This is a genomic window from Nonomuraea sp. NPDC049486 (assembly GCF_040676925.1).
Lineage (GTDB): Bacteria > Actinomycetota > Actinomycetes > Streptosporangiales > Streptosporangiaceae > Nonomuraea > Nonomuraea ferruginea.
Genome location: NZ_JBFAPV010000025.1, coordinates 57,678 through 78,719 on the forward strand (window position 1 = coordinate 57,678; position 21,042 = coordinate 78,719).

General features: G+C 71.7%; 23 protein-coding genes. 10 read left to right on the forward strand and 13 right to left on the reverse strand.

Going from position 1 to position 21,042, the window contains the following annotated elements:
• The first annotated feature begins 3 nt into the window (after nt 1-3).
• Genes AB0K05_RS41775 through AB0K05_RS41790 form a run of 4 tightly spaced genes read left to right on the forward strand, consistent with a single transcriptional unit; the run spans nt 4 to nt 4,265 of the window.
• On the forward strand, nt 4-1,164 hold the full coding sequence (locus AB0K05_RS41775; RefSeq protein WP_364237027.1) for a histidine kinase: 1,161 nt from the start codon (nt 4-6) through the stop codon (nt 1,162-1,164).
• The gene (locus tag AB0K05_RS41780) at nt 1,155-1,808 is read left to right on the forward strand and encodes a response regulator transcription factor (protein WP_271276583.1); all 654 of its coding nucleotides are present in this window, start codon (nt 1,155-1,157) and stop codon (nt 1,806-1,808) included. The genes AB0K05_RS41775 and AB0K05_RS41780 overlap by 10 nt, the downstream gene beginning before the upstream one ends.
• Entirely contained in the window at nt 1,805-2,566 is a 762-nt protein-coding gene (locus tag AB0K05_RS41785; RefSeq protein WP_148029337.1) for a hypothetical protein, read from the forward strand. The genes AB0K05_RS41780 and AB0K05_RS41785 overlap by 4 nt, the downstream gene beginning before the upstream one ends.
• Nucleotides 2,567-2,618: 52 nt before the next feature.
• Complete coding sequence (locus AB0K05_RS41790) at nt 2,619-4,265, forward strand: acetolactate synthase (protein ID WP_219548970.1); 1,647 nt, start codon at nt 2,619-2,621, stop codon at nt 4,263-4,265.
• A gap of 4 nt (nt 4,266-4,269) precedes the next feature.
• Here AB0K05_RS41790 and AB0K05_RS41795 read toward each other — a convergent pair whose 3' ends face one another.
• Nucleotides 4,270-5,832: a serine/threonine-protein kinase gene (locus AB0K05_RS41795; RefSeq protein ID WP_364237031.1), complete on the reverse strand. Its 1,563-nt coding sequence runs from the start codon at nt 5,830-5,832 to the stop codon at nt 4,270-4,272.
• Nucleotides 5,833-6,077: 245 nt separating this feature from the next.
• On the opposite strand from AB0K05_RS41795, the gene AB0K05_RS41800 reads away from it, so the two are divergent.
• Nucleotides 6,078-6,458, forward strand: a complete 381-nt coding sequence (locus AB0K05_RS41800) for a hotdog domain-containing protein (RefSeq protein ID WP_364237033.1) — start codon at nt 6,078-6,080, stop codon at nt 6,456-6,458.
• On the opposite strand, the gene AB0K05_RS41805 is transcribed toward AB0K05_RS41800, so the two are convergent.
• The 7 genes from AB0K05_RS41805 to AB0K05_RS41835 form a co-directional block, all read right to left on the reverse strand.
• Nucleotides 6,448-6,660: a biotin/lipoyl-binding carrier protein gene (locus AB0K05_RS41805; RefSeq protein ID WP_148029334.1), complete on the reverse strand. Its 213-nt coding sequence runs from the start codon at nt 6,658-6,660 to the stop codon at nt 6,448-6,450. The genes AB0K05_RS41800 and AB0K05_RS41805 overlap by 11 nt on opposite strands.
• A gap of 33 nt (nt 6,661-6,693) precedes the next feature.
• Nucleotides 6,694-8,064, reverse strand: a complete 1,371-nt coding sequence (locus tag AB0K05_RS41810; RefSeq protein WP_364237036.1) for a biotin carboxylase N-terminal domain-containing protein — start codon at nt 8,062-8,064, stop codon at nt 6,694-6,696.
• 133 nt (nt 8,065-8,197) lie between these two features.
• Nucleotides 8,198-9,457, reverse strand: coding sequence for an HD domain-containing phosphohydrolase (locus AB0K05_RS41815; protein WP_364237038.1), 1,260 nt, complete (start codon nt 9,455-9,457; stop codon nt 8,198-8,200).
• Complete coding sequence (locus AB0K05_RS41820) at nt 9,454-10,809, reverse strand: HD-GYP domain-containing protein (protein WP_364237040.1); 1,356 nt, start codon at nt 10,807-10,809, stop codon at nt 9,454-9,456. Before AB0K05_RS41820 ends, AB0K05_RS41815 begins: the two co-directional genes overlap by 4 nt.
• Before the next feature lie 225 nt (nt 10,810-11,034).
• Nucleotides 11,035-11,973, reverse strand: a complete 939-nt coding sequence (locus AB0K05_RS41825) for an NAD-dependent epimerase/dehydratase family protein (RefSeq protein WP_364237042.1) — start codon at nt 11,971-11,973, stop codon at nt 11,035-11,037.
• Between the two features lie 9 nt (nt 11,974-11,982).
• Nucleotides 11,983-12,249, reverse strand: coding sequence for a mycothiol system anti-sigma-R factor (gene rsrA, locus AB0K05_RS41830; protein WP_148029330.1), 267 nt, complete (start codon nt 12,247-12,249; stop codon nt 11,983-11,985).
• Nucleotides 12,246-12,851 carry a sigma-70 family RNA polymerase sigma factor gene (locus tag AB0K05_RS41835; RefSeq protein WP_364237062.1) on the reverse strand — a complete coding sequence of 202 codons (606 nt, stop codon included), beginning with the start codon at nt 12,849-12,851 and terminating at the stop codon, nt 12,246-12,248. The genes rsrA and AB0K05_RS41835 overlap by 4 nt, the downstream gene beginning before the upstream one ends.
• A 233-nt stretch (nt 12,852-13,084) precedes the next feature.
• On the opposite strand from AB0K05_RS41835, the gene AB0K05_RS41840 reads away from it, so the two are divergent.
• Nucleotides 13,085-13,822, forward strand: a complete 738-nt coding sequence (locus AB0K05_RS41840) for a methyltransferase domain-containing protein (protein ID WP_148029329.1) — start codon at nt 13,085-13,087, stop codon at nt 13,820-13,822.
• 4 nt (nt 13,823-13,826) lie between these two features.
• Here the strand turns inward: AB0K05_RS41840 and AB0K05_RS41845 are convergent, their stop codons facing one another.
• Together AB0K05_RS41845 and AB0K05_RS41850 are read right to left on the reverse strand one after the other, a co-directional pair.
• Nucleotides 13,827-14,159, reverse strand: a complete 333-nt coding sequence (locus tag AB0K05_RS41845; RefSeq protein ID WP_148029328.1) for a TraR/DksA C4-type zinc finger protein — start codon at nt 14,157-14,159, stop codon at nt 13,827-13,829.
• Nucleotides 14,160-14,317: 158 nt separating this feature from the next.
• Entirely contained in the window at nt 14,318-15,061 is a 744-nt protein-coding gene (locus tag AB0K05_RS41850; RefSeq protein WP_364237045.1) for an SOS response-associated peptidase, read from the reverse strand.
• 150 nt (nt 15,062-15,211) lie between these two features.
• On the opposite strand from AB0K05_RS41850, the gene AB0K05_RS41855 reads away from it, so the two are divergent.
• The 3 genes from AB0K05_RS41855 to rsgA are packed head-to-tail and all read left to right on the forward strand — an operon-like array spanning nt 15,212 to nt 18,213.
• Nucleotides 15,212-15,802, forward strand: coding sequence for a Uma2 family endonuclease (locus AB0K05_RS41855; protein ID WP_364237048.1), 591 nt, complete (start codon nt 15,212-15,214; stop codon nt 15,800-15,802).
• 28 nt (nt 15,803-15,830) lie between these two features.
• Entirely contained in the window at nt 15,831-17,120 is a 1,290-nt protein-coding gene (gene aroA / locus AB0K05_RS41860) for a 3-phosphoshikimate 1-carboxyvinyltransferase (RefSeq protein ID WP_364237051.1), read from the forward strand.
• Between the two features lie 34 nt (nt 17,121-17,154).
• On the forward strand, nt 17,155-18,213 hold the full coding sequence (gene rsgA, locus AB0K05_RS41865; RefSeq protein ID WP_364237053.1) for a ribosome small subunit-dependent GTPase A: 1,059 nt from the start codon (nt 17,155-17,157) through the stop codon (nt 18,211-18,213).
• Between the two features lie 7 nt (nt 18,214-18,220).
• Here rsgA and AB0K05_RS41870 read toward each other — a convergent pair whose 3' ends face one another.
• A complete protein-coding gene (locus tag AB0K05_RS41870; RefSeq protein WP_364237056.1) occupies nt 18,221-18,664 on the reverse strand; it encodes a DUF4442 domain-containing protein in 444 nt (147 codons plus the stop codon).
• A 100-nt stretch (nt 18,665-18,764) separates the two neighbouring features.
• On the opposite strand from AB0K05_RS41870, the gene hisN reads away from it, so the two are divergent.
• Nucleotides 18,765-19,547: a histidinol-phosphatase gene (gene hisN, locus AB0K05_RS41875; protein ID WP_148029323.1), complete on the forward strand. Its 783-nt coding sequence runs from the start codon at nt 18,765-18,767 to the stop codon at nt 19,545-19,547.
• Here the strand turns inward: hisN and AB0K05_RS41880 are convergent.
• Together AB0K05_RS41880 and AB0K05_RS41885 are read right to left on the reverse strand one after the other, a co-directional pair.
• Nucleotides 19,544-20,329 (reverse strand): fructosamine kinase family protein, encoded by a 786-nt coding sequence (locus AB0K05_RS41880; protein WP_364237059.1) that lies wholly within the window; start codon nt 20,327-20,329, stop codon nt 19,544-19,546. The two genes, hisN and AB0K05_RS41880, sit on opposite strands and share 4 nt — an antisense overlap.
• Entirely contained in the window at nt 20,316-20,798 is a 483-nt protein-coding gene (locus tag AB0K05_RS41885) for a low molecular weight protein-tyrosine-phosphatase (protein ID WP_271276577.1), read from the reverse strand. Before AB0K05_RS41885 ends, AB0K05_RS41880 begins: the two co-directional genes overlap by 14 nt.
• Nucleotides 20,799-21,042: the final 244 nt, after the last annotated feature.

The window sequence follows — 21,042 nt, forward strand, 5'->3', positions numbered from 1 at the left end:
TCCATGAAGGTCCCCCGTCCCTGGTCGGCCAGGGCCTGGCTGGACACCGCGCACGTGATCACCGGGCTGCCCGTCGCCTGCCTGCTCGCCGCGGCGACGCTCCCGCTGGCCCTGTTCCCCGCCGCGCTCCGCCACGCCCTGCCCTGGCTCACCGGGGTGCAGCGCTCCAGGTTCGCGGCGTTCCAGGGGGCGCGCATCCCGCCGGTCCCGGTGGCGTCCGGCTGGCGCACGCTGAGCCTGTGGCGGCAGGTGGGCTACCACGCGCTGTCGCCGCTCGTGAGCTTCCCCGCGGCCGTCCTGGTGTCGCTGGCCTGGGGGGCGGGCCTCGTGGGCGTGCTGGCCTTCCTGGGGCCGCTGTCCAGCCCGCCGCCCATGGTCTTCACGCCCGACCTGCGCGACCCGGCGGTGGCGGTCGTCTACGCGCTGGCCGGCGTCGTCCTGCTGGTGCTGGCGCCGCCGCTGGCCCGCGTCATGGCCGCGCTGGACCTGGCGATCGCCCGCGCGCTGCTCGGCCCCAGCCGCAAGGAGCTGGACGAGCGGATCGAGACGCTGACCGAGAGCCGCGCGGGCGTGATCGACGCCGCGGACGCCGAGCGCCGCCGCATCGAGCGCGACCTGCACGACGGCGCCCAGCAGCGGCTGGTGTCCCTCGCGATGAACCTCGGCATCGCCCGCGCCACGCTGACCGACCTGCCCGACCCCGCGCGCCAGGCCATCGAGCAGGCGCACGAGGAGGCCAAGCAGGCGCTCAGGGAGCTGCGCGACCTCGTCCGCGGCCTGCACCCCGCGGTGCTCAACGACCAGGGCCTGGACGCGGCGCTCTCCGGCGTGGCCGCGCGGGCCCCCATCCCGGTGCGGCTGGAGGTCGGCATCGACCGCCGCGTCTCCCCGACGATCGAGGCGGTGGCGTTCTTCACCGTGTCCGAGGCACTGACCAACATCGCCAAGCACGCCGCGGCCGCCAGGGCCGAGGTGACCGTGCGGCGCGAGCGCGACCGGCTGCGCCTGCTGGTGTACGACGACGGCTGCGGAGGCGCGACGATGGACCGGGGCACCGGGCTGCGCGGCCTGGCCCAGCGGGTCGAGTCCGTCGACGGCACGCTGCGGCTGAGCAGCCCGCTGGGCGGGCCGACGACGATCGAGGTGGAACTACCGTGCGCATAGTGCTCGCCGAGGACTCCGTACTGCTGCGCGAAGGGCTGATCCGGCTGCTGGAGGGCTCGGGCATGCGGGTGGTCGCGGCCGTGGCCGAGGCCGAAGGGCTGCTGCGGGCCGCCGAGGAGCACCGGCCCGACCTCGTGCTCACCGACGTCCGCATGCCGCCCACGCACACCGACGAGGGGCTGCGGGCCGCGCTGGTGCTGCGCCGCCGGCGGCCGGCGCTCGCCGTCCTGGTGCTGTCGCAGTACGTGGAGGAGCGCTACGCCGCCCAGCTGCTGTCGTCCGCCACGGGCGGCGTCGGCTACCTCCTGAAGGACCGGGTGGCTGACGTCGCCGAGTTCGTCGACGCGCTGCGCAGGGTCGCGGCCGGCGGCACCGCGCTCGACCCGGAGGTGGTGGCCCAGCTCCTGCTGCGCGGCCACAGTGACCCGCTGGACCGGCTGACACCCCGCGAGTACGAGGTGCTCCAGCTGATGGCGGAGGGCCGCTCCAACGCGGGCATCGGGCAGGCGCTGGTGCTCAGCGAGGGCGCGGTGGGCAAGCACATCGGCAACATCTTCGCCAAGCTCGACCTGCCCCCCGCCGAGGGCGACCACCGGCGGGTGCTGGCCGTGCTCCAGTTCCTCAAGATCAGGAGCTTGCCGTGAGGCGGCTCTGGCTGGTCCTGGGCGCGACCCTGACGGTGGTCGCACTGGCCGTCTCCACCAACCTCGTCTGGCAGGCCGTCGCCGACCCCAGCCCGCCCACCGAGCTGACGTGGCGGTCCATCCCGTTCCGGGGCGGCGCGCTGACGATCGAGGCCGGCGACGACATCCACGTGCACATCCAGGCGGGCCGGGCCGGTTCCGTCGGGGTGGGGCGCCAGCTGATGTGGACCGGGCGGAAGCCCACGGTGAGCGAGGAGTGGGCTGACAACGCGCTCCGCCTCGACGGCGGCTGCCCCGGCGACCACCTCCCCGGTCAGCCGGACTGCCTGGTCAACTACCAGCTGTTCGTCCCACCGGAGACCGACATCGAGGCGACCACGAGCGCCTCGCTGAGCGTCAGCGGCATCCACGGCGACGTCAGCCTCACCTCCGCCTGGGGACTCGTCGACGCCGACGACCTGACCGGTGACCTGCGGCTGCGCAGCGAGACCGGTGACATCGACGCCGCACGCCTGCGCGGCGGCGTGGTGGACGCCGAGACCGGCACCGGCACGGTGCGGCTGTCGTTCGACACTCCCCCGGCCGACGTGCGCGCCGTGGTCAGGGCCGTCGGCGACATCGGGATGGACCTGCCCGAAGGCGACTACGACGTGACCGCCAGCGCCCCCGAGACGGACGTCGAGAGCCGCGTCGACCCGTCCTCGTCACGCAAGGTGCGCGCCACGACCCGCGACGGCGTCATCCACATCTGCTGCTGACCTCCTCCTTGAAGGCTGTTTACTCATGTGACTCATTGGTAAGTTCCGGGCTATGGAGTCTGCGAAGCACGCCGGTGACGCCGCCGTCGCCGTGTCCAAGGCCTATGGTGTCGAGACCATGTTCACCCTCTCGGGAGGACATGTCTTCCCCCTGTACGACGGCGCCCAGCACGAGGGCATGCGCATCCTCGACGTGCGCCACGAACAGAGCGCGGTGTTCGCCGCGGAGGCCACCGCCCGCCTGACGAGGAAGCCCGGCCTGGCGGTGCTCACCGCGGGCCCCGGCATCACCAACGGCGTCAGCGGCGTGGCCACGGCCCACTTCAACGGCTCGCCGGTGGTCGTCATGGGCGGGCGGGCCCCCCAGTCCCGCTGGGGCAGCGGCGCCCTGCAGGAGATGGACCACCCGCCGCTGCTGGCCCCGATCACCAAGCTGGCGTTCACCTCCTCCGGCCCCGAGTCGACCGGCCAGGACGTCGAGATGGCCTTCCGCACGGCCGTGGCGCCGCACCGGGGGCCCGTCTTCCTCGACTTCTACATGGACCACCTGTTCTCGCCGTCGCCGGTGCACGAGCCGCAGACGCAGACGCCCTCGCCGCTGGAGCCCGACCCCGACGACCTGCGCGCCATCGCCCGGCTGCTGGCCGAGGCCGAGCGCCCGGTCCTGGTGTACGGGTCCGACGTGTGGATGGACCGGGCCGAGGAGGCCGCCCGCGACTTCGCCGAGGCGTGGCGGCTGCCGGTCATCCCCAACGGCCAGGGCCGCGGCATCCTGCCGGCCGGCCACGAGCTGCTCGTCACCCGCGCCCGCGGCCAGGCGTTCGCCAAGGCCGACCTGGTCGTCGTGATCGGCACCCCGCTCGACTTCCGGCTCGGCTACGGCTGGTTCGGCGGCAAGGACGGCGCCCCGCTGGCCAAGGTGGTGCACATCACCGACGCCCCGTCCCACCTGGTCACCCACATGCCCCCGGCCGCCTCCACCGCCGGCGACCTGTCCGTGGTGCTGTGGAGCCTCGGCGACGCCTGCGGCGAGGCGGGCGTCAAGCCCTCCCGCTACGCCGCCTGGCTGTCCACGCTCGCCGACACCGCCTCCGCGGCCATCGCCGGCGACGCCGACCTGCTGGCCGCCGACACCGACCCGATCCATCCCATGCGCATCTACGGCGAGCTGGGCAAGGTCCTCGCCGACGACGCGGTGGTCATCGGCGACGGCGGCGACTTCGTCTCCTACGCCGGCAAGTACGTCGAGCCCCGGCAGCCGGGCAACTGGCTCGACCCCGGCCCGTACGGCTGCCTCGGCACCGGGCTCGGCTACGCCATCGCCGCCCGCCTGGCCCGCCCGTCCTCCCAGGTGGTGCTGCTGCTCGGCGACGGCGCCGCGGGCTTCTCGCTGATGGACGTCGACACGCTCGTACGGCACCGCCTGCCGGTCGTCATGATCTGCGGCAACAACGGCATCTGGGGCCTGGAGAAGCACCCCATGCAGCTGCTCTACGGCTACGACGTGGCGGCCGAGCTGCAGCCGCAGTGTCGCTACGACCAGGTGGTGACGGCGCTGGGCGGCGGCGGCGAGCTGGTCACCCACCCGTCGGAGATCGGGCCCGCGCTGCGCCGCGCGTTCGACTCCGGCATCCCGTACATGGTGAACATCGCCACCGACCCGCAGATCGCCTACCCGCGCAACACCACGGGGGTGTGAGGGGCTAGTTCTTGGGGACCGGCGTGACCGAGGCGCTCGGAGTGGACGAGGGGCAGGGGTCGATCGGGATGAGGACGACCTTGACCACCTTGCCCACGATGAGCTCCTCCCCGCCGTCCGGCCAGCTCTGCGCGACCTTCAGGCACTCCTCCTTGACCTTGCCGCCGGTCTGGTCGTCGGCGTAGATCTTGAACCCGGAGGCGCTGAGCATGGACTTCGCCTGCGGATACGGCAGGTCGACCACGTAGGGCACAGGCTTCTTGGGCTTGGGAGTCGTCGGGGTGGCGGAGGGCGTCTTGGACGGCGTCGCCGTAGGGGTCGCCGTGGGAGTGGGGGACTGCGACGGCTTCGTCTCCTCGGGTGTCGGCGTCGTCTCCGGGCGGACCGGCGTCTCCGTCGTCGGAGTGGGCCTGGGCTTGGGCGGCTTCGTGGTGGTCTTGGCGGGGGTCGGCTCGTCGGTGACCTCGGCCGGCTGGCTCATCGCCGCCTTGTCCGGGTCGGGGGGCGGCACCGTCTCGCCGCTCATGTTGGTCAGCGCGACCGCGCCCGCGCCCACCCCGACCACCAGGGCCGCGGCCAGGGCGGCCACCAGACCGCCCCGGCGGGGCGCCTTGGCGGCGGCGCGGCGGCTCTGCCGCGGCCCCGCCACCGTGGTCGCCTCGGGGGCCTGCATGGCGCCCGTCTGATAGGACGCCACCGGCGGGGGCATGGTGGCGCCCGTCGACGGCATGGACGGCTGGGCGGGCGGCAACTGGCCGGCGGCGATCATGCGCGCCGCCTCGCTCATCGCCCGGGCGTTCGGGAAGCGCCGCGCGGGGTCCTTGGACAGCGCCTGCTCCACCAGCGCGCGCACCGGCGGCGGGATGTCGGGAGGCAGCGGCGGAGGCGCCTCCCTGATGTGCTTGAGCGCGATCGTGACGGGGCTGTCGCCGTCGAACGGCCGCTGCCCTGCCAGGCACTCGTAGGCGACCACGCCGAGCGCGTAGATGTCGACCGCTGGTGTGACCGGGGCGCCCTCGGCCTGCTCGGGCGCGCAGTAGGCGGCGGTGCCGAGCACCATGCCGGCGTCGGTGAGCCGGTTGCCCAGGTCGGAGCGGGCGATGCCGAAGTCGGTGAGCACGAGCGTGCCGTCGCGCTGCACGAGCAGGTTGCCCGGCTTCACGTCGCGGTGCACGATGCCCTGGTCGTGGACGGCCTGCAGGGCGGACGCCGCCTGCGCGATCAGCTCCATGGCCGGCTGGGGGGCGATCCGGCCCAGGCGGGTGAGCAGCCGGTCGAGCGGCTCGCCGTCGACGAACTTCATCACCAGGTAGACGGTGTCGCCGCTCACGCCGTAGTCGTAGACGTCGACGACCCCGGAGTGGTTGATCGTGGCCATCGCCCTGGCCTCGGCCTGGAAACGGGCCAGGAACCCGGGGTCTTGCATGCGGCCCGGAAGCAGCACCTTTACGGCGACGGTCCGGGCCAGGACGGTGTCCTCGCCGCGCCAGACCTCGCCCATGCCGCCCGCGCCGATGCGGGTATCCAGACGATACCGCCCGGCCAGCGTCGTCCCTTGGGCCACCATGACTTCCCCCGCTACCCCTCTACCTCTCGAACCTCGCCCACCCCAGGGTTCTCCAACAAAGCGGACTTGTGTCGCGGTGAGGTAACACAGAGGTCACGGAACTTCGAGAGAGTACGACTCACCCTTCTCACACGCCACACAAATGCCATAAGCCGTACAAACCCTATCCTGCGGCCTCGGGGTCATGCTTGTCCCCGTTTTGCACCAGATCTCGATGCCCGTAGCCGACTACTAGGCTTGGACGCATGACGCTCGCTCCAGGTCTGCGCGCCCAGCTGATGGTCATGGTCGAGGTGGAGGACACCGCGACGAAGATCGGCAGCGGCGACGTGCCCGTGCTCGCCACACCGCGCCTGCTGGCCCTCGCCGAGCAGGCCACCGTGCGAGCCGTCTTCGACCACCTGGAGCCGGGCCAGACCTCCGTGGGCACCCGCGCCGAGCTGGAGCACCTGGCGGCCAGCCCGGTCGGCACCCACGTCGAGATCGAGACCGAGCTGACCGCGGTCGACGGCAGGCGGCTGACCTTCGGCTTCCTCGCCCGCGACAGGCACGCGGTCGTCGCCCGCGGCACGATCGAGCGGGTCGTGGTCGACCGCGACAGGTTCATGAGCCGCGTCACTCGATGACGGCGATCAGGTCGCCTTCCTGGATCACGTCGCCCTCGGCCACCTTCAGCCGGACCACCACGCCGTCGTCCTCGGCGAGCACCGGGATCTCCATCTTCATCGACTCGAGAATGACCAGCGTGTCGCCGTCGGAGACCGCATCGCCCTCCTTGACGACCACCTTCCAGACGTTCGCCACCATCTCCGCACGGACCTCAGCCACCGCGACTCCCTTCGAGGAAATGATCCAACAATGTCATGCGGGCCTGCCGCCGCGCATCCGCGCCACCAGACCCGTGTCGTAGTCACCCTTGACGAACTCGCGGTGCTCCAGCAGCTCCGCGCAGAACGCCAGGTTGTTCTTGGGACCCTCGACGGTGAAGCTCGCCACCGCCTTGCGGGCCCGCTCCAGCGCCTCGGTACGGGTCGGCGCGTGCACGCACAGCTTGGCCATGAGCGGGTCGTAGAACGGGGTCACCGTGTCACCGGCCGCGTAGCCGGAGTCGACCCGCACCCCGTCGCCGGTCGGCTCGTCCCACACGGTGATCGTGCCGGGCCCGGGGAAGAAGCGCTTCGGGTCCTCGGCGTAGACGCGGAACTCGATCGCGTGCCCGGCCGTCGCCGTCGTCACCTCGGGACACTCCCCCGCCGCGACGCGCAGCTGCAGCTCCACCAGGTCGAGCCCGGTGACCAGCTCGGTGACCGGATGCTCCACCTGGAGCCGGGTGTTCATCTCCAGGAAGACGAAGTCCTGCGCGTCGGCGTCGACCAGGCACTCGACGGTGCCGGCGCCGAGGTAGCCGACCGCCTCCCCGGCCCGCACGGCCGCCGCGAGCATGCGCTCGCGCAGCTCGGGGGTGAGCCCGGGTGACGGCGACTCCTCCACCACCTTCTGGTGGCGGCGCTGCACCGAGCAGTCGCGCTCGCCCAGCGCCACGACCTTGCCGCCGGGCAGGCCCAGGATCTGCACCTCGACGTGGCGGGCCCGCTCGATGTAGCGCTCCAGCAGGATGGCCGGCCCGTCCGGCGCGTCGCCCGTGGCGAACCGCGCGGCCGCCCTGGACGCCTGCTCGAACGCCTTGGCCAGCTCCCTCTCGTCGCGCGCCACGCTCATGCCGATCCCGCCGCCGCCCCCGGCGGTCTTGACCATCACCGGGTAGCCGATGCTCCGGGCGGCCTCCAGCGCCAGGTCGAGGTCGGTGGCGGGCTCGCGGGTGCCGGCCGCGACCGGCACACCGGCCGCCTCCATCAGGTTGCGCGCGTTGATCTTGTCGCCCATCCGGTCGATCGCCTCGGGCGACGGCCCGACCCAGACCAGCCCGGCGTCGATCACGGCCTGCGCGAACCGGGCGTTCTCCGCCAGAAACCCGTAACCGGGGTGGATGGCGCGGGCTCCGGTCGCCCTGGCCGCCTCCAGCACCTTGGCCGTGTCGAGGTAGCTCTGCGCGGGCGCGGCCGGGCCGATCAGCACCGCCTCGTCGGCCTCACGCACGAACGGCAACCCCGCGTCCGCCTCCGAGTGGACCGCCACCGCCCGCAGCCCCAGCCGCTTGACGGTACGGATGATCCGGCGGGCGATCTCTCCCCGGTTGGCGACCAGAACAGGCCCCAGCGACTCAGTCAGCACGGAGCAACCCTACGGCTCCCGCACCCCTGATCCCTTTCCCTCGACACCACCGATCCGGACAACCGGTTCTGTAGGATTCCTACAATGGTGAGCTCACGGAAACCCGCTAGCGGCCCGGCTCACTGCGCGACCCCTACAGCCGCAGCAGCAGGCGGCCCGCCACGCGGGCCAGCGCCTCGACCGCGTCGGCATCGTACGCGACCCCCGCGCCCAGCCTCAGCCGTTCCAGCGCGGCGCTCGCCCGGTCGCGGTCGGTCGACCCGCCCAACAGGTCGTCGTAGGCGTTGACGACCTTGATGATGCGGCTGGCCAGCGGAGGGTCCTCGCTCACCGGGTCGCACTGACGGCTCACCAGGTCGGCCACCCGGTCCAGCACCCCTGTCTGCCTGATCACCTCGGCGCCCAGCTCGGCGATGCGCCGGGCCTGGTCGGGCTCGGCGAGCACGGTGGCGCCGCCGGGGATGGGGTCGCGCAGCGAGAGCTGGCCGATGTCGTGCATCAGCGCGGCGTACTCGAGCTCCAGCAGCTCCGGCTCGGCCATGCCCAGCTCCCTGCCGACGGCCACGGCCAGGCGGCTCACCCTGCGCGAGTGGCCCGGCTCGACGTAGCCGCCGACCTCGGTGACCCTGGACAGGGCGCGCACGGTCTGCAGGTAGGTGGCGCGGATCCCGGCGTACTTGCGGAAGGCCACCTGGGTGACCAGCAGCGGGGCCGCGAACACGAGCAGCGCCACGAGGTCCATGCTGTGCGTGGCGAGCGCCAGCAGCACCCCGGAGGACGCCACCGCGGCGCCGAGCGGGAAGGCGACGTTGAGCTCGTCGCGCAGCGCCACCCGGAAGGCCGTGCGCACCTGCTCGGCCCTGAGCATGGCCGCGATCAGCATGTCGATCAGCAGCATCAGGCCGATCAGCACCACCATCACGCCGAGCGCCGGCCACCAGGTGCCGCCCTCGCCCTGGGTCAGCCAGTAGAGCGGATCGGCGAGCGGCCTGAAGGCGGCGGCCAGCAGCGCGCCGGTGAGCAGGCGGCGGGCCATCGCGTCGAGCCGGGGAGGCCGGCCGACCGCCAGGTGGGGCAGCGCGCCCGCGATCATGCCGACCGCGATCACCGCCACCACCTGGAGCGCGGAGTGGTGCAGCTGGACCTGGCTGAGGTCGAGCAGCAGCGTGTAGCCGAGCGCGGCGGCGGCCCCGATCGGGGCGACCTCCCGGTTGCCCGGCATGGTGAGCCTGGCCAGCTCGCCGGCCGCGATCAGCGCGCCGAACCCGACGGCGATCTCCGGCCGGTCGAGCCCCTCGGCCGAGACATGGGCGATGCCCGCCAGAGCCACAGCGCCCGCGGTGCAGATGAGCACCAGCTGACCCGTGCGGAGCCGCCGGAGCGCGCGGGTCACTGCCCGGTCACCACTTGGATGGGCATGGTGGGGTCGTCGTGGTCCTTCGTGGGGGTCTCGGCGGCGTCGGGGGGCGGCAGATCGACGCGCCGCGGCGGCTGCCACGGCTCGCGCTCCAGCGCCCGCACGAACGCCGCCACCATCACCGGGTCGAACTGGGTGCCCGCCCCCTTGCGCAGCTCCTCCACGGCCACGCTGACGGGCCGCGCGCCGCGGTAGGAGCGGACGGAGGTCATCGAGTCGAACGCGTCGGCCACCGCGATGATCCGGGCGAACTCCGGGATCTCGTCGCCGGCCAGCCCCATCGGGTAGCCCTTGCCGTCGTGGCGCTCGTGGTGGTGCATGATCCCGGCGAACGCCTCGTCGAGGAAGTCGATGCCCTGCACGATCTCCAGCCCGCGCATCGGGTGGAGCTGGATCGCGGCGAACTCCTCCTCGGTGAGCGGCCCGTCCTTCTGCAGCACCTTGGTCGGCACGCCGAGCTTGCCCACGTCGTGCAGCATGCCCGCGTAACGGATGGCGCGCATCCGCTCCACGCCCATGCCGACCTCCTCGGCGATCATGCCGGACGCCAGTGACACCCGGGTGCAGTGGCCTCGGGTGTAGTAGTCCTTGGTCTCCACCGCCTGGCACAGCGCCGCGATCGTGGCGTCGTACGAGCGCTGCTGCGCGTGATACTGGCCGAACGCCCAGCGCGCCACGAACAGCGGCACCAGCACCAGCACCGCCGAGATCGACTGGATGGTCGCCCACAGGCCCGCCACCAGCAACCCGAACGTGCCGTAGCCGAAGTAGGACAGCAGGAACTGGGCCAGCCCGCGCAACGGCATCTCGACCGGCCTGACGCGGGTCGCCAGCCGGACCATGGTGAGCGTGAGCAGGATGTTGAGCGGCACGAACACCGCGGTGGCGCCGACGTACGGGCCGATGAGGTCGTCGAACTCGTGGACCTCCGGCACGCCGATCGCGCCGCCGAGCCAGACGTAGACGAAGCCGGCCGCGTAGCCGCAGATGGCGAACTGCGCCCCGTTGAAGACGCGCTTGATGAGCGGCAGCCCGGGCCGCACGCTCAGCACGGCGGTCAGCCCCACCAGGGCCGCGCCCTCGGGCCCGATCAGCACCACGGCGGCCAGCGCCGCCGAGAAGCTGACCGACACCGCGAAATGCTCCACGGTCAGCAACGTCGGCATCGACTCGCACACCAGGAACAGGAGCATGAGCACGAGCAGGACGTCGAGCTTGCCCGCGACGGCCGAGCCCTGGGGCGCGACGGCGCTCCACCCGACGAGCCCGGCCACCGCGCCGATCAGGGCGACCAGGTAGACCCTCGCGGGCCACGGCAGATCACGCATTGCGGCCCCCAACGCACGTTCAGGTCCAGGAAACCCCGGGGGGCGTGGCCATGCCCACCAGGAACGCGGCCACGGGGGTGATGAGCACGACGGCCGTGAACAGCCGGGCGATCAGTGGCTTCAACATGCGCTGGCCTCCACGTCGATTTCTGGGGCTCACGCTACAGAAGACGGCGCCCGCAAACCGGCCGAGTCACGAATCGCAAGCAAAGTGTAATCGAACAACTACCTGCGGCGACTTCTGGCCCATTCGACCGTGTTCTTCACGCCTGTGGACAAATCAACGCGCGGCTCCCAGCCGAGGCCCTCATAGGCGGGCACCGGGTCGACGGCCATGGCCGGCAGATCGCCGGGCCGCGGCGGGGCGAAGCCCGGCTTGTCGGGCGCGCCGGCCGCGTCGGCGATCAGCGAGTGGAGCCTGCGGTCGGTGGTCTGGATGCCGGTGCCGAGGTTGAACCGGCGGCCGTCGCCGGTGGAGCCGCACGCCCGGACGAAGCCCTCCACGACGTCGTCGACGTAGACGTAGTCGCGGGTCTGCGTGCCGTCGCCGTAGACGACCGTGGGAGTGCCGCCGAGCAGCGCGTCGGTGAAGATCGACACCACTCCCGCCTCGCCTTCGGGCGACTGGCGCGGCCCGTAGACGTTGGCCAGCACGAGCGTGGTGTATTCCATGCCGTACAGGCCGCGGAAGGCGGCGAGATAGGTCTCGCCGCTGAGCTTGGAGGCGGCGTAAGGAGAGCGCGGGTCGGTGGGGGCGCCGGCCGGCACGGGGATCGTCTGCGGCCTGCCGTAGACCGCGACGGACGAGGCGAACACCACCTTGCGCGCGCCGCCCTCACGCGCGGCGGTGAGCACGGCGGCGGTGCCGGTGACGTTGAGACTGGCGTCGAGCACCGGGTCGGCGACGCTCTTGCGCACGCTGATCTGCGCGGCGAGATGGCAGACGACCTCCGGCCTCAGCTCGGCGGCCAGGGCGACCAGGGCGGGGTCGCGGATGTCGAGCTCATGCAGCCGGAGCCGGCCGGTCCCGGTCGCCTGGGCGAGGTTGTCGCGGCCGCCCGAGGACAGGTCGTCGACGACGGCGACCTCATGCCCTTCGGCGAGCAGACGGTCGACGAGATTGGATCCGATGAACCCGGCACCCCCGGTGACAAGCACGCGCATGGGGAGATCCTAGTCGGACAGCTCGGCCCTCACCCGTGCGATACGCGCCAGCACTTTGTCGCGCAGGTCGTCGGGGACCGGATCGCAGCCGCACTTCTTGGCGACGAGCTGCTTGATCGCCTTGTCGAGGTCGTACTCCTCCAGGCAGGGGCCGCACTCGTCGAGATGCACGCGGATGTCTGCGACATCTCCGGCGGTCAGCTCGCCGTCGAGGTACTCGTAGACCCTGTCGAGCACCTCACGACAGTCGGTCTCATGCGGCTTGCCACAGCTCATTTCGATCCCTCCGTCGGGACCAGGCCCCGCTCACGAGCGTAATCCTCCAGAAGACCGCGCAACTGTCTGCGCCCGCGATGGAGCCTTGACATCACGGTGCCGATCGGAGTGCCCATGATCTCGGCGATCTCCTTGTAAGGAAAGCCCTCGACGTCGGCGAGGTAGACAGCGATCCGGAAGTCTTCGGGCAGCGCGGCCAAGGCCTCCTTGACGTCGCCGTCGGGGAGGTGCTCGAGCGCCTCGACCTCAGCCGACTTCAGCCCGCTGGAGGTGTGGGAGCCGGCCCGCATGAGCTGCCAGTCTTCGATCTCCTCGGTGCCGGCCTGCTTGGGCTCGCGCTGCTTCTTGCGGTAATTGTTGATGAAAGTATTGGTGAGGATACGGTAGAGCCACGCCTTGAGGTTGGTGCCTTCCTGGAACTGGTGGAAGGACGCGAACGCCTTGGCGAAGGTCTCCTGCAGCAGGTCCTCGGCGTCGGCGGGGTTCCGGGTCATCCGGAGCGCGGCCGAATAGAGCTGCTCGAGGTAAGGCATGACATCACGCTCGAACCGCTCGCCCCGCTGTTCCAGAGTCTCCGCGCCTGTCGCGGGCACCGGACCCACCCCCCTAAGATCACCGGTGACCAGCTGTGGCGGGACACCGTACTCAGGGGAGGATACCCGTTCGCCGGTGACCGGGCGGTCATCGGGGAGGGCGTCGAGCAAAGTGAGCATGCTCCTCGCAACACGCCCGTGTCTTCGTCTGTTCCCGCAAGATAGAAGGTGACGAACAACCCGGTGCGGGGAAAACCATACGTACCGGCTGGTAGCCATTTTCCGGAACCCAGGAGTCGCGCGTGCTGCCCATTCCGGCCGAGGAACTCAACGGCTCAGGAACGCTGGGGCCGTACTGGACCTTTTACCACGCCGTCGTCGCCGAACAGCTCAGCAGATGGCTCCCCGCCCAGCCCTCGGTCGTCCTCGACCTGTCCGGCGGCCGCGGCCGGTGGTCCAGCCAGGCCGCCCGGGCGGGTCACCGGGTGATCGAGGTGCTCGACTTCCGCCGGACTTCAGAGGGCGTCCGGCTGCGGGAGGCGGGGCTGGTCCGCCACGTGCGCGCCGACGACCTGTCCTTCCTGCCCGACGAGAGCGTCGACGCGGTGGTCGCCGAGGAACGCGCGATGTCGATCGAGCTGATGGCCGAGTCGGCGATGAGCGACGTGGCCCGCGTGCTCAAGCCCGGCGGGCGCGCCCTGGTGTGCGTCGACTCGCTGGTGCTGGGCATGGCGATCCTGGCCGAGCAGGGCCAGTGGCAACACCTGCGGCAGACCGGCGAGGTCATGCTGGTGCCGTGGCCCGACGGCAGCATCACGCGCTGCTTCAGCAGCACGCAGCTGCGCGAGCTGCTCATGGGCGCCGGCCTCGACGTCGAGTGGGTGCGTCCGCGCACGGTGCTGTCGCCCTCGACGGTCGACCACGTGCTCGGCTCCGACACGCGCACCCTGTCCTACCTGGTGCGCACCGAGCTCGACGCGCGTCCGGACGAGGACGACACGGTCGGCATCCACCTGGTGGCCAGCGCCCGCAAGATCTGAGCGGTCAGCGCCTGCGCTCGCGCTTGCCCTGGCACTGCACGCACCGCGACGCCTCCGGGCGGGCCTCCAGCCTGCCCTCGGGCACCAGCGCGCCGCAGTCGACGCACCGTCCGTAGGTGCCTTCGTCCAGCCTCTTGATGGCGTCGACCACCGCCCTGCGCTGCGTGGTCGCGACGGTCAGCATCGCCCGGGCGCGATCGGCGTCGGTCAGGTCGGAGCCCGCGTCGGCGGCTGAATACTCCCGGATCGCCACCGGGTCGCCCTGCAGCACCCCGATCGAACGGTCGAGTTCGGCGAGCATGTCTTCCAGTCGCTCACGAGCGGTCGCGGCGTCCACGGATCCGCACCTCCGGGAAAGTGAGGGCAACCCGCGACGGGAGCTCCCCGGTAATCCCGCGCGGTGCGATTGAGGGGCATTTGATAAGCAGTGACACCGCGTACACGCATGCCATTGCTTTCCTCACCGGATGCCCGCTTCACACGCTCCTTACACCTTCAGAAAAGCGCGCTTTCCCCCTCCTCCGGAAGCGGCTCGACGAGGCCGGGGCCGTTGTTCCTGACGTTGTTGACGTCGGTGCCGACGGGATGGGCGGTGAGCCTGCCCGGCTGGGCCGGCACCAGCAGCCGCTGCGCCTGCTCCGTGTCGGTGACCTTCGGGTCGAGCCACTCGCCCCAGCGCTCACGCTCGATCATCATCGGCATGCGGTCGTGGATGCGGCCCAGCTCGTCCTCCGCGTCCGTGGTGATCACGGTGCAGGTGACGAGCCACTTCAGCGGGTCGTCGTCGGCGCGGTTCGGGTCCTTCCAGAACTCGTACAGCCCCGCCATCGCCAGGACCCCGCCGTCGGACGGATGGATGAAGTAGGGCTGTTTCTTCTTGTCGCCCTCGACCGGCATCCACTCGTAGTAGCCGTCGGCGGGCAGCAGACAGCGCCGCTTGGCGAACGCCTTCCGATAGGACGGCTTCTCCGCCAGCGTCTCCGCCCTGGCGTTGATCATCCGCGACCCGACGGACGGGTCCTTGGCCCACGCCGGCACCAGCCCCCACTTGACCACCCGCAGCTGCCGCACCGCCCGCTCGGCGTCCTTCGGCACGCGGCTCAGGACGGCGTAGACGTTCTTGGTCGGCGCCACGTTGTAGTCTGCGCCGAGCTCCTTCTCAGGGTCGGCGTCCTGCTCCACCTGGAACTCCTCGAGGAGCTGGTGCTTGTCGCGCGCCGACGCGTATCTCCCGCACATTCCTCCACACTGCCACGTCCGTCATTCGCTCGCGTGTACGAGTCGCATGCGCAATACTCTGAGTATCGAAGAGGACACGAAGGGATACGGACGATGGTGACGACTTCTCGCAAGACTCACGGATGCCCCGCTCCGTCTCCCGAGCCGGAGGTGTCCGCCACGACCGGCGAAGTCCCGCCCGCCCCCGCGGGCGAAAACGAGCTCACGACCCTTCGCGACGTCTACGACGCCCTGGTCGGCCGCACGAAGATGCGCGCCGAGATCATCGACGGAAGGTTGATAGTGAGCCCTCTAGGCACCCCCGAACATCAGGACATGGCGACGACCCTCGCCGTCGTTCTGCGCCCCCACGCCGTCGCACGCGGCTGGAAAGCCGTCGCCGGCCTCGGGATCTGCACGGACGGGACACGTGACCCGTACGAGCCGGACGTCGCGGTGTACCCACCCGACGCGCCCCGCTGGGGAGCCCGCGAGGTGTACGCGAGCGGGCTCGTCATGGCGGGCGAGGTCGTCTCGGCCAGCAGCGTCGGCGACGACCGCGACCACAAGCCCGGCATTTACGCGACCGCCCGCGTCCCGATCTACCTGCTCATCGACCCCGTCTCGGAGCCCGCCCGGGTCACCGTGTTCAGCGAGCCGAAGGACGGGCGCTACACGATCTCCACCAGCGTCGACCTGGGCAAGGAGATCCACCTCCCCGACCCCGTCGACTTCCTGCTCGACACCGCCGTCTTCCTGTGACGGCGCGGCGGGCCAGTAGGCTTTGAGCATGCCTGACGCCCACTGGTCCGCCCCGCACGCCGACGCTCCCGTCTCGGCGTCCGTCTCGCTGCCCGGTTCGAAGTCGGTGACCAACCGGGCGCTGGTGCTCGCCGCACTCGCCGACGGTCCCTGTGTCGTACGCCGCGCGCTGCGCAGCCGCGACGCCGACCTGATGGCCGGGGCGCTACGGGCCCTCGGCGCCACGCTCACCACGTCGGCCGAGACCGCCTCCAGCGTCGACTACACGGTCACGCCGGGGCCGATCCGCGGCGGCGCGCGCATCGACGCCGGGCTGGCCGGCACCGTCATGCGGTTCGTGCCGCCGGTGGCCGCCCTCGCCGACGGCCCGGTGGCGTTCGACGGCGACCCGCACGCGCGCAAGCGCCCGATGGGCCCGATCCTCGACGCGCTGCGGGCGCTCGGTGCGCGGGTCGACGGCGACGCGCTGCCGTTCACCGTCCACGGGCCGCTCGCCGGCGGCGAGGTGACGGTCGACGCCTCGGCCTCGTCGCAGTTCGTCTCGGGCCTGCTGCTGGCGGCCGCCCGGTTCGAGAAGGGGGTGGCGGTCCGCCACGCCGGCCCGCCGGTCCCCTCGCAGCCGCACATCCAGATGACCGTCCACATGCTCCGCACCGCCGGCGTCCGGGTCGACGACCACGAGCCCGACGTCTGGCGCGTCGAGCCGGGGCCGATCGCGGCCCGCGAGTGGGTGGTGGAGCCCGACCTGTCCAACGCGGCGCCGTTCCTGGCCGCCGCCCTCGTCACGGGCGGCACGGTGACGGTCCCCGGCTGGCCGCTGAAGACCACCCAGCCGGGCGACACGCTGCGCGACCTGCTCGCCCGGATGGGCGGCGACGTCCGTCTGGAGTCCGCCTCAGGCGACGTCGCCGACCTCGTCGTGAGCGGCACGGGAGAGATCGCCGGGATCGACGCCGACCTGCGCGAGGTGGGCGAGTTGACCCCGACCGTCGCCGCGCTGGCCGCGCTCGCCGGCACGCCGAGCCGCCTGCGCGGGATCGCCCATCTGCGCGGCCACGAGACCAACCGGCTCGCCGCGCTCGTCACCGAGATCAACCGGCTCGGCGGCGACGCCGAGGAGACCGCCGACGGGCTCGTCGTCCGTCCCCGCCCGCTGCGCGGCGGCCTCTTCCACAGCTACGACGACCACCGCATGGCCACGGCCGGCGCGGTGATCGGCCTGGCCGTTCCCGGGGTCGAGGTGGAGAACATCGCGACGACGGGTAAAACCCTTCCGGAGTTCGCCGACATGTGGGCCGCCATGCTGGGCGACCGGTGACCGCCATGCGCGGATACCTCCCCCTTCCCGGGGTATGCGGCCCCTCTGGACGAGCCAGCGAGGTCATAGGAGTGGACCGCTGAGAAGGCGGGAGTACGACGAGGACGACGTACGGGTCAGGCCGGGCAAGGGCTCCAGGCCGCGGACCCGCATCCGCCCTGCCCACGACGACGCGGAGCAGGGCTTCGTGGTGGCGGTCGACCGGGGCCGCTACACGACGCTGGTGGAGGCCAGGCGCAAGCAGCAGCGCCGCCTGGTGGTGGCCATGAAGGCGCGCGAGCTGGGCCGCAAGGGCATCGTGGTCGGCGACCGGGTGGCGCTCGTGGGGGACGTCTCCGGCCGGCCCGACACGCTGGCCAGGGTCGTCCGGGTGGAGCCGCGCACGTCCATGCTGCGGCGCTCGGCCGACGACACCGAAGACACCGACGGCATCGAGCGGCCGGTGGTGGCCAACGCCGACCAGCTCGTCATCGTGACGGCGCTGGCCGACCCGCCGCCCCGGCCGCGCATGATCGACCGCATCCTGGTGGCGGCGTTCGACGCGGAGATCGACCCGCTGCTCTGCCTGACCAAGTCCGACCTGGCGCCGCCGGACGACCTGGTGGCCCAGTACGCCCCGCTGGGGGTGCCGCACGTCGTCGTCCACCGGGGCGGCTCGCTGGACGAGCTGCGCGACCACCTCAAGGGGCGCATCAGCGTGCTGGTCGGGCATTCGGGGGTGGGCAAGTCGACGCTGGTCAACGTGCTCGTCCCCGACGCGAACCGAGCCGTGTCGCAGGTGAACGCCGTGACCGGGCGCGGCCGCCACACCTCCACCTCGGCCGTCGCCCTCGAACTGCCCGAAGGCGGGTGGATCATCGACACGCCCGGTGTCCGCAGCTTCGGCCTGGCCCACGTGTCGGTGGAGACGGTCCTGGCCGCCTTCCCCGACCTGGTGGAGGGCACGGTCAAGTGTCCCAAGGGCTGCACCCACCTGACGGAGGGCTGCGCCCTGGACGCCTGGGTGGCCGCCGGTCACGCCGACACGGCCCGCCTGCGGTCCCTCCGCCGCCTCCTGGCCAGCCGGGAAGGCGCGCTCGACGACAACCCCTGACCAGGACTCAGCGGGAAGGGCGCAGGGTCCAGGAGACGGTGAGGGTGGCCACCACCGTGCCTTCCTCGTTCCGTACCTCGACCTCGACGTCGAACTCCGGCCGCTCACCGGCGTCCAGCCGCCCCACCACCTCCTCGCGCGCGACCAGCAGCCGCGCCGATGCCACGATCTCGCCCTTGGCCAGCTTGAGGTAGCGGACGGTCGACGCGGTGGCCAGGGGGACCGCCCGGTCGAGCTGGTCGCCGAAGGCCGTGAGCATGGCGGCGCCGGACGCCGACTCGGCCAGGGTGAACAGGGCGCCCGCGTGCGGACCGCCGACATGGTTGTGCAGATCGGACCGGTCCGGCAGGCGGCAGACGGCGCGCCCGTCGGCGGCGGAGTCGAAGGTGATGCCGAGAGTGCGGGCGAAGGGCACGGTCTGGAGCAGCAGATCGCCGACGTCAAGTGACATGCCCGCATGCTACTAGCCGGTAACCGAAAATCGGGCTTATCAGAAAAGCCGCCGCGGGTGACTGCTGTTCGGCACAGGCGGCACGGTAGCGTGACACTTCGTGCAGGGATACCACGATGACCTCCGTCTCGCCCACGTCATGGCCGACGCCGCCGACGACCTGACGATGCGGCGCTTCAAGGCGGTCGACCTCAAGGTCGAGACCAAGCCGGACCTCACCCCGGTCAGCGACGCCGACCGCGCCGTCGAAGAGTCGATCCGCGGCACGCTGCGCCGCGCCAGGCCGCGCGACGCGGTGGTGGGTGAGGAGTTCGGCAAGACCGGCTGGGGGGCCAGGTCGTGGATCGTCGATCCCATCGACGGCACCAAGAACTACGTGCGCGGGGTCCCCGTCTGGGCGACGCTGATCGCGCTCATGGAGTACGGCAAGGTCGTGGTCGGCCTGGTGTCGGCCCCGGCGCTGGGCCGACGCTGGTGGGCGGCGACCGACGGCGGCGCGTGGACCGGCAGGAGCCTGACGAAGGCGACCCGGATGCGCGTGTCGTCCGTCTCCAGCCTCGGCGACGCGTCCTTCTCCTACTCCAGCTTCAGCGGCTGGGAGAAGACCGGCCGCCTCGACGGCTTCCTCGACCTGGGCCGCTCCTGCTGGCGCACGCGCGCGTACGGTGACTTCTGGTCGCACATGATGGTGGCCGAAGGCTCGGTGGACCTGTCGGCCGAGCCGGAGCTGTCGCCGTGGGACATGGCGGCGCTCACGGTCATCGTCGAGGAGGCCGGCGGTCGCTGGACCGACACGGCGGGCGTGCGCGGCCTGGAGGGCGGCAGCCTGGTGTGCACCAACGGCCTCCTGCACGACGAGGTCATCAGCCGGCTCAACTCCTAGAGCGCCAGCACCTTCGCCACGGCGTCCATCAGGCTGCCGTGGTACGCGCCGCCGAACAGCACCACGTGCACGAGCAGCGGATGCAGCTGGTGCAGCGGGACCCGTTCACGCCAGCCGTCCCCGAGCGGGGCCTCCTCCTGGTACGCGCCAAGGATCCGGTCCAGGTACGGCGCCCCGAACAGCGCGAGCATGGCCAGGTCGGTCTCCCGGTGGCCGCCGTGGGCCGCGGGGTCGACCAGCACGACCCGGCCGCCCGACCACAGCAGGTTGCCGCTCCACAGGTCGCCGTGGATGCGGGCGGGCGGCTCCGGCTCCCCGGCGACCTCGGCGAACCGCGCCACCGCCCGCTCGACGAGCGCCAGGTCACGGGACGGCAGCCGGGCCGTCATGGCGAACGGCAGCACCCGCCGCTCCGCGTAGAAGGTCGGCCAGTCGCCGGCGGGCGCGTTGTCCATCGGCAGCTCCGCGATGAACCCCGGCCAGGGCGCGCCGAAGGCGTCCGCCCCGGCCCGGTGCATGAGCGCCAGGTCGCGGCCGAAGCGCTCGGCCGCGGCGGCGCTCGGCGGCTCCTCGTCCACCCACGACAGGACCAGCCGATCCGCACCGGCCTCGATCACCTCGGGTACGGCGATGACCTCGCCCAGCCAGCGCAGCCCGGCCGCCTCGGAGGCGAAGACCGGCGAACGGGCTCCCGTCTTGGCGAACACCACGCGGCCGTCGTCGAGCACGCCCCGCTGCAACCGCCAGCCGTGGGACGTGCCCAGGTCCTCAGTCGATCTCATCGGCGATGTGCTTGGCGATGCCCACGGACGCGGCCTCCACCAGGGTAAGCACCTCGACGAACCCTTCATCGCCCCCGTAGTACGGGTCGGGCACCTCGGCGCCGACAGGCGCGTCAGGGTCGAAGGAACGGAACAGCCGCACCTCCACGCCGGAGGTCGCCATCCGGCTGAGGAACGCCCGGTTGTCGCGGTCCATGGCCAGCACCAGGTCGTAGCGGTCGAACCAGTCGGCGGTGAACTGCTGGGCGACGTGCTCGGATCCGTCGTACCCGTGAGCGGCGAGCACCCGCAGCGCCCGCTCGTCCATCGGCCCGCCGGCGTGCCATCCGCCGGTGCCGGCGCTCTCCACGATCACCTGGTCGCCCAGCCCGTGACCATCCAGCACCTTGCGGAGCACGGTCGCGGCCATCGGGGAGCGGCAGATGTTGCCCATGCAGACCACGCACACGCGGTAAGTCACTGAAGTCATACCTCCATCATGGGGCCGGTCCGGAGTGCCGGTCGTCCGTTCGCCCTCGCGGAGCCGGAACGTACCGGTGTAATCGCGGTGGCCCCACAAACAAGAAAAGCCCCGAAGCCATAGCCTCGGGGCTCACCCACGAGAAAGGCCCCGACACTACTGTCGGGGCCCTTCCCATATGAAAATTGTCCGGCGGTGACCTACTCTCCCACACCCTCCCGAGTGCAGTACCATCGGCGCAGAGAAGCTTAAC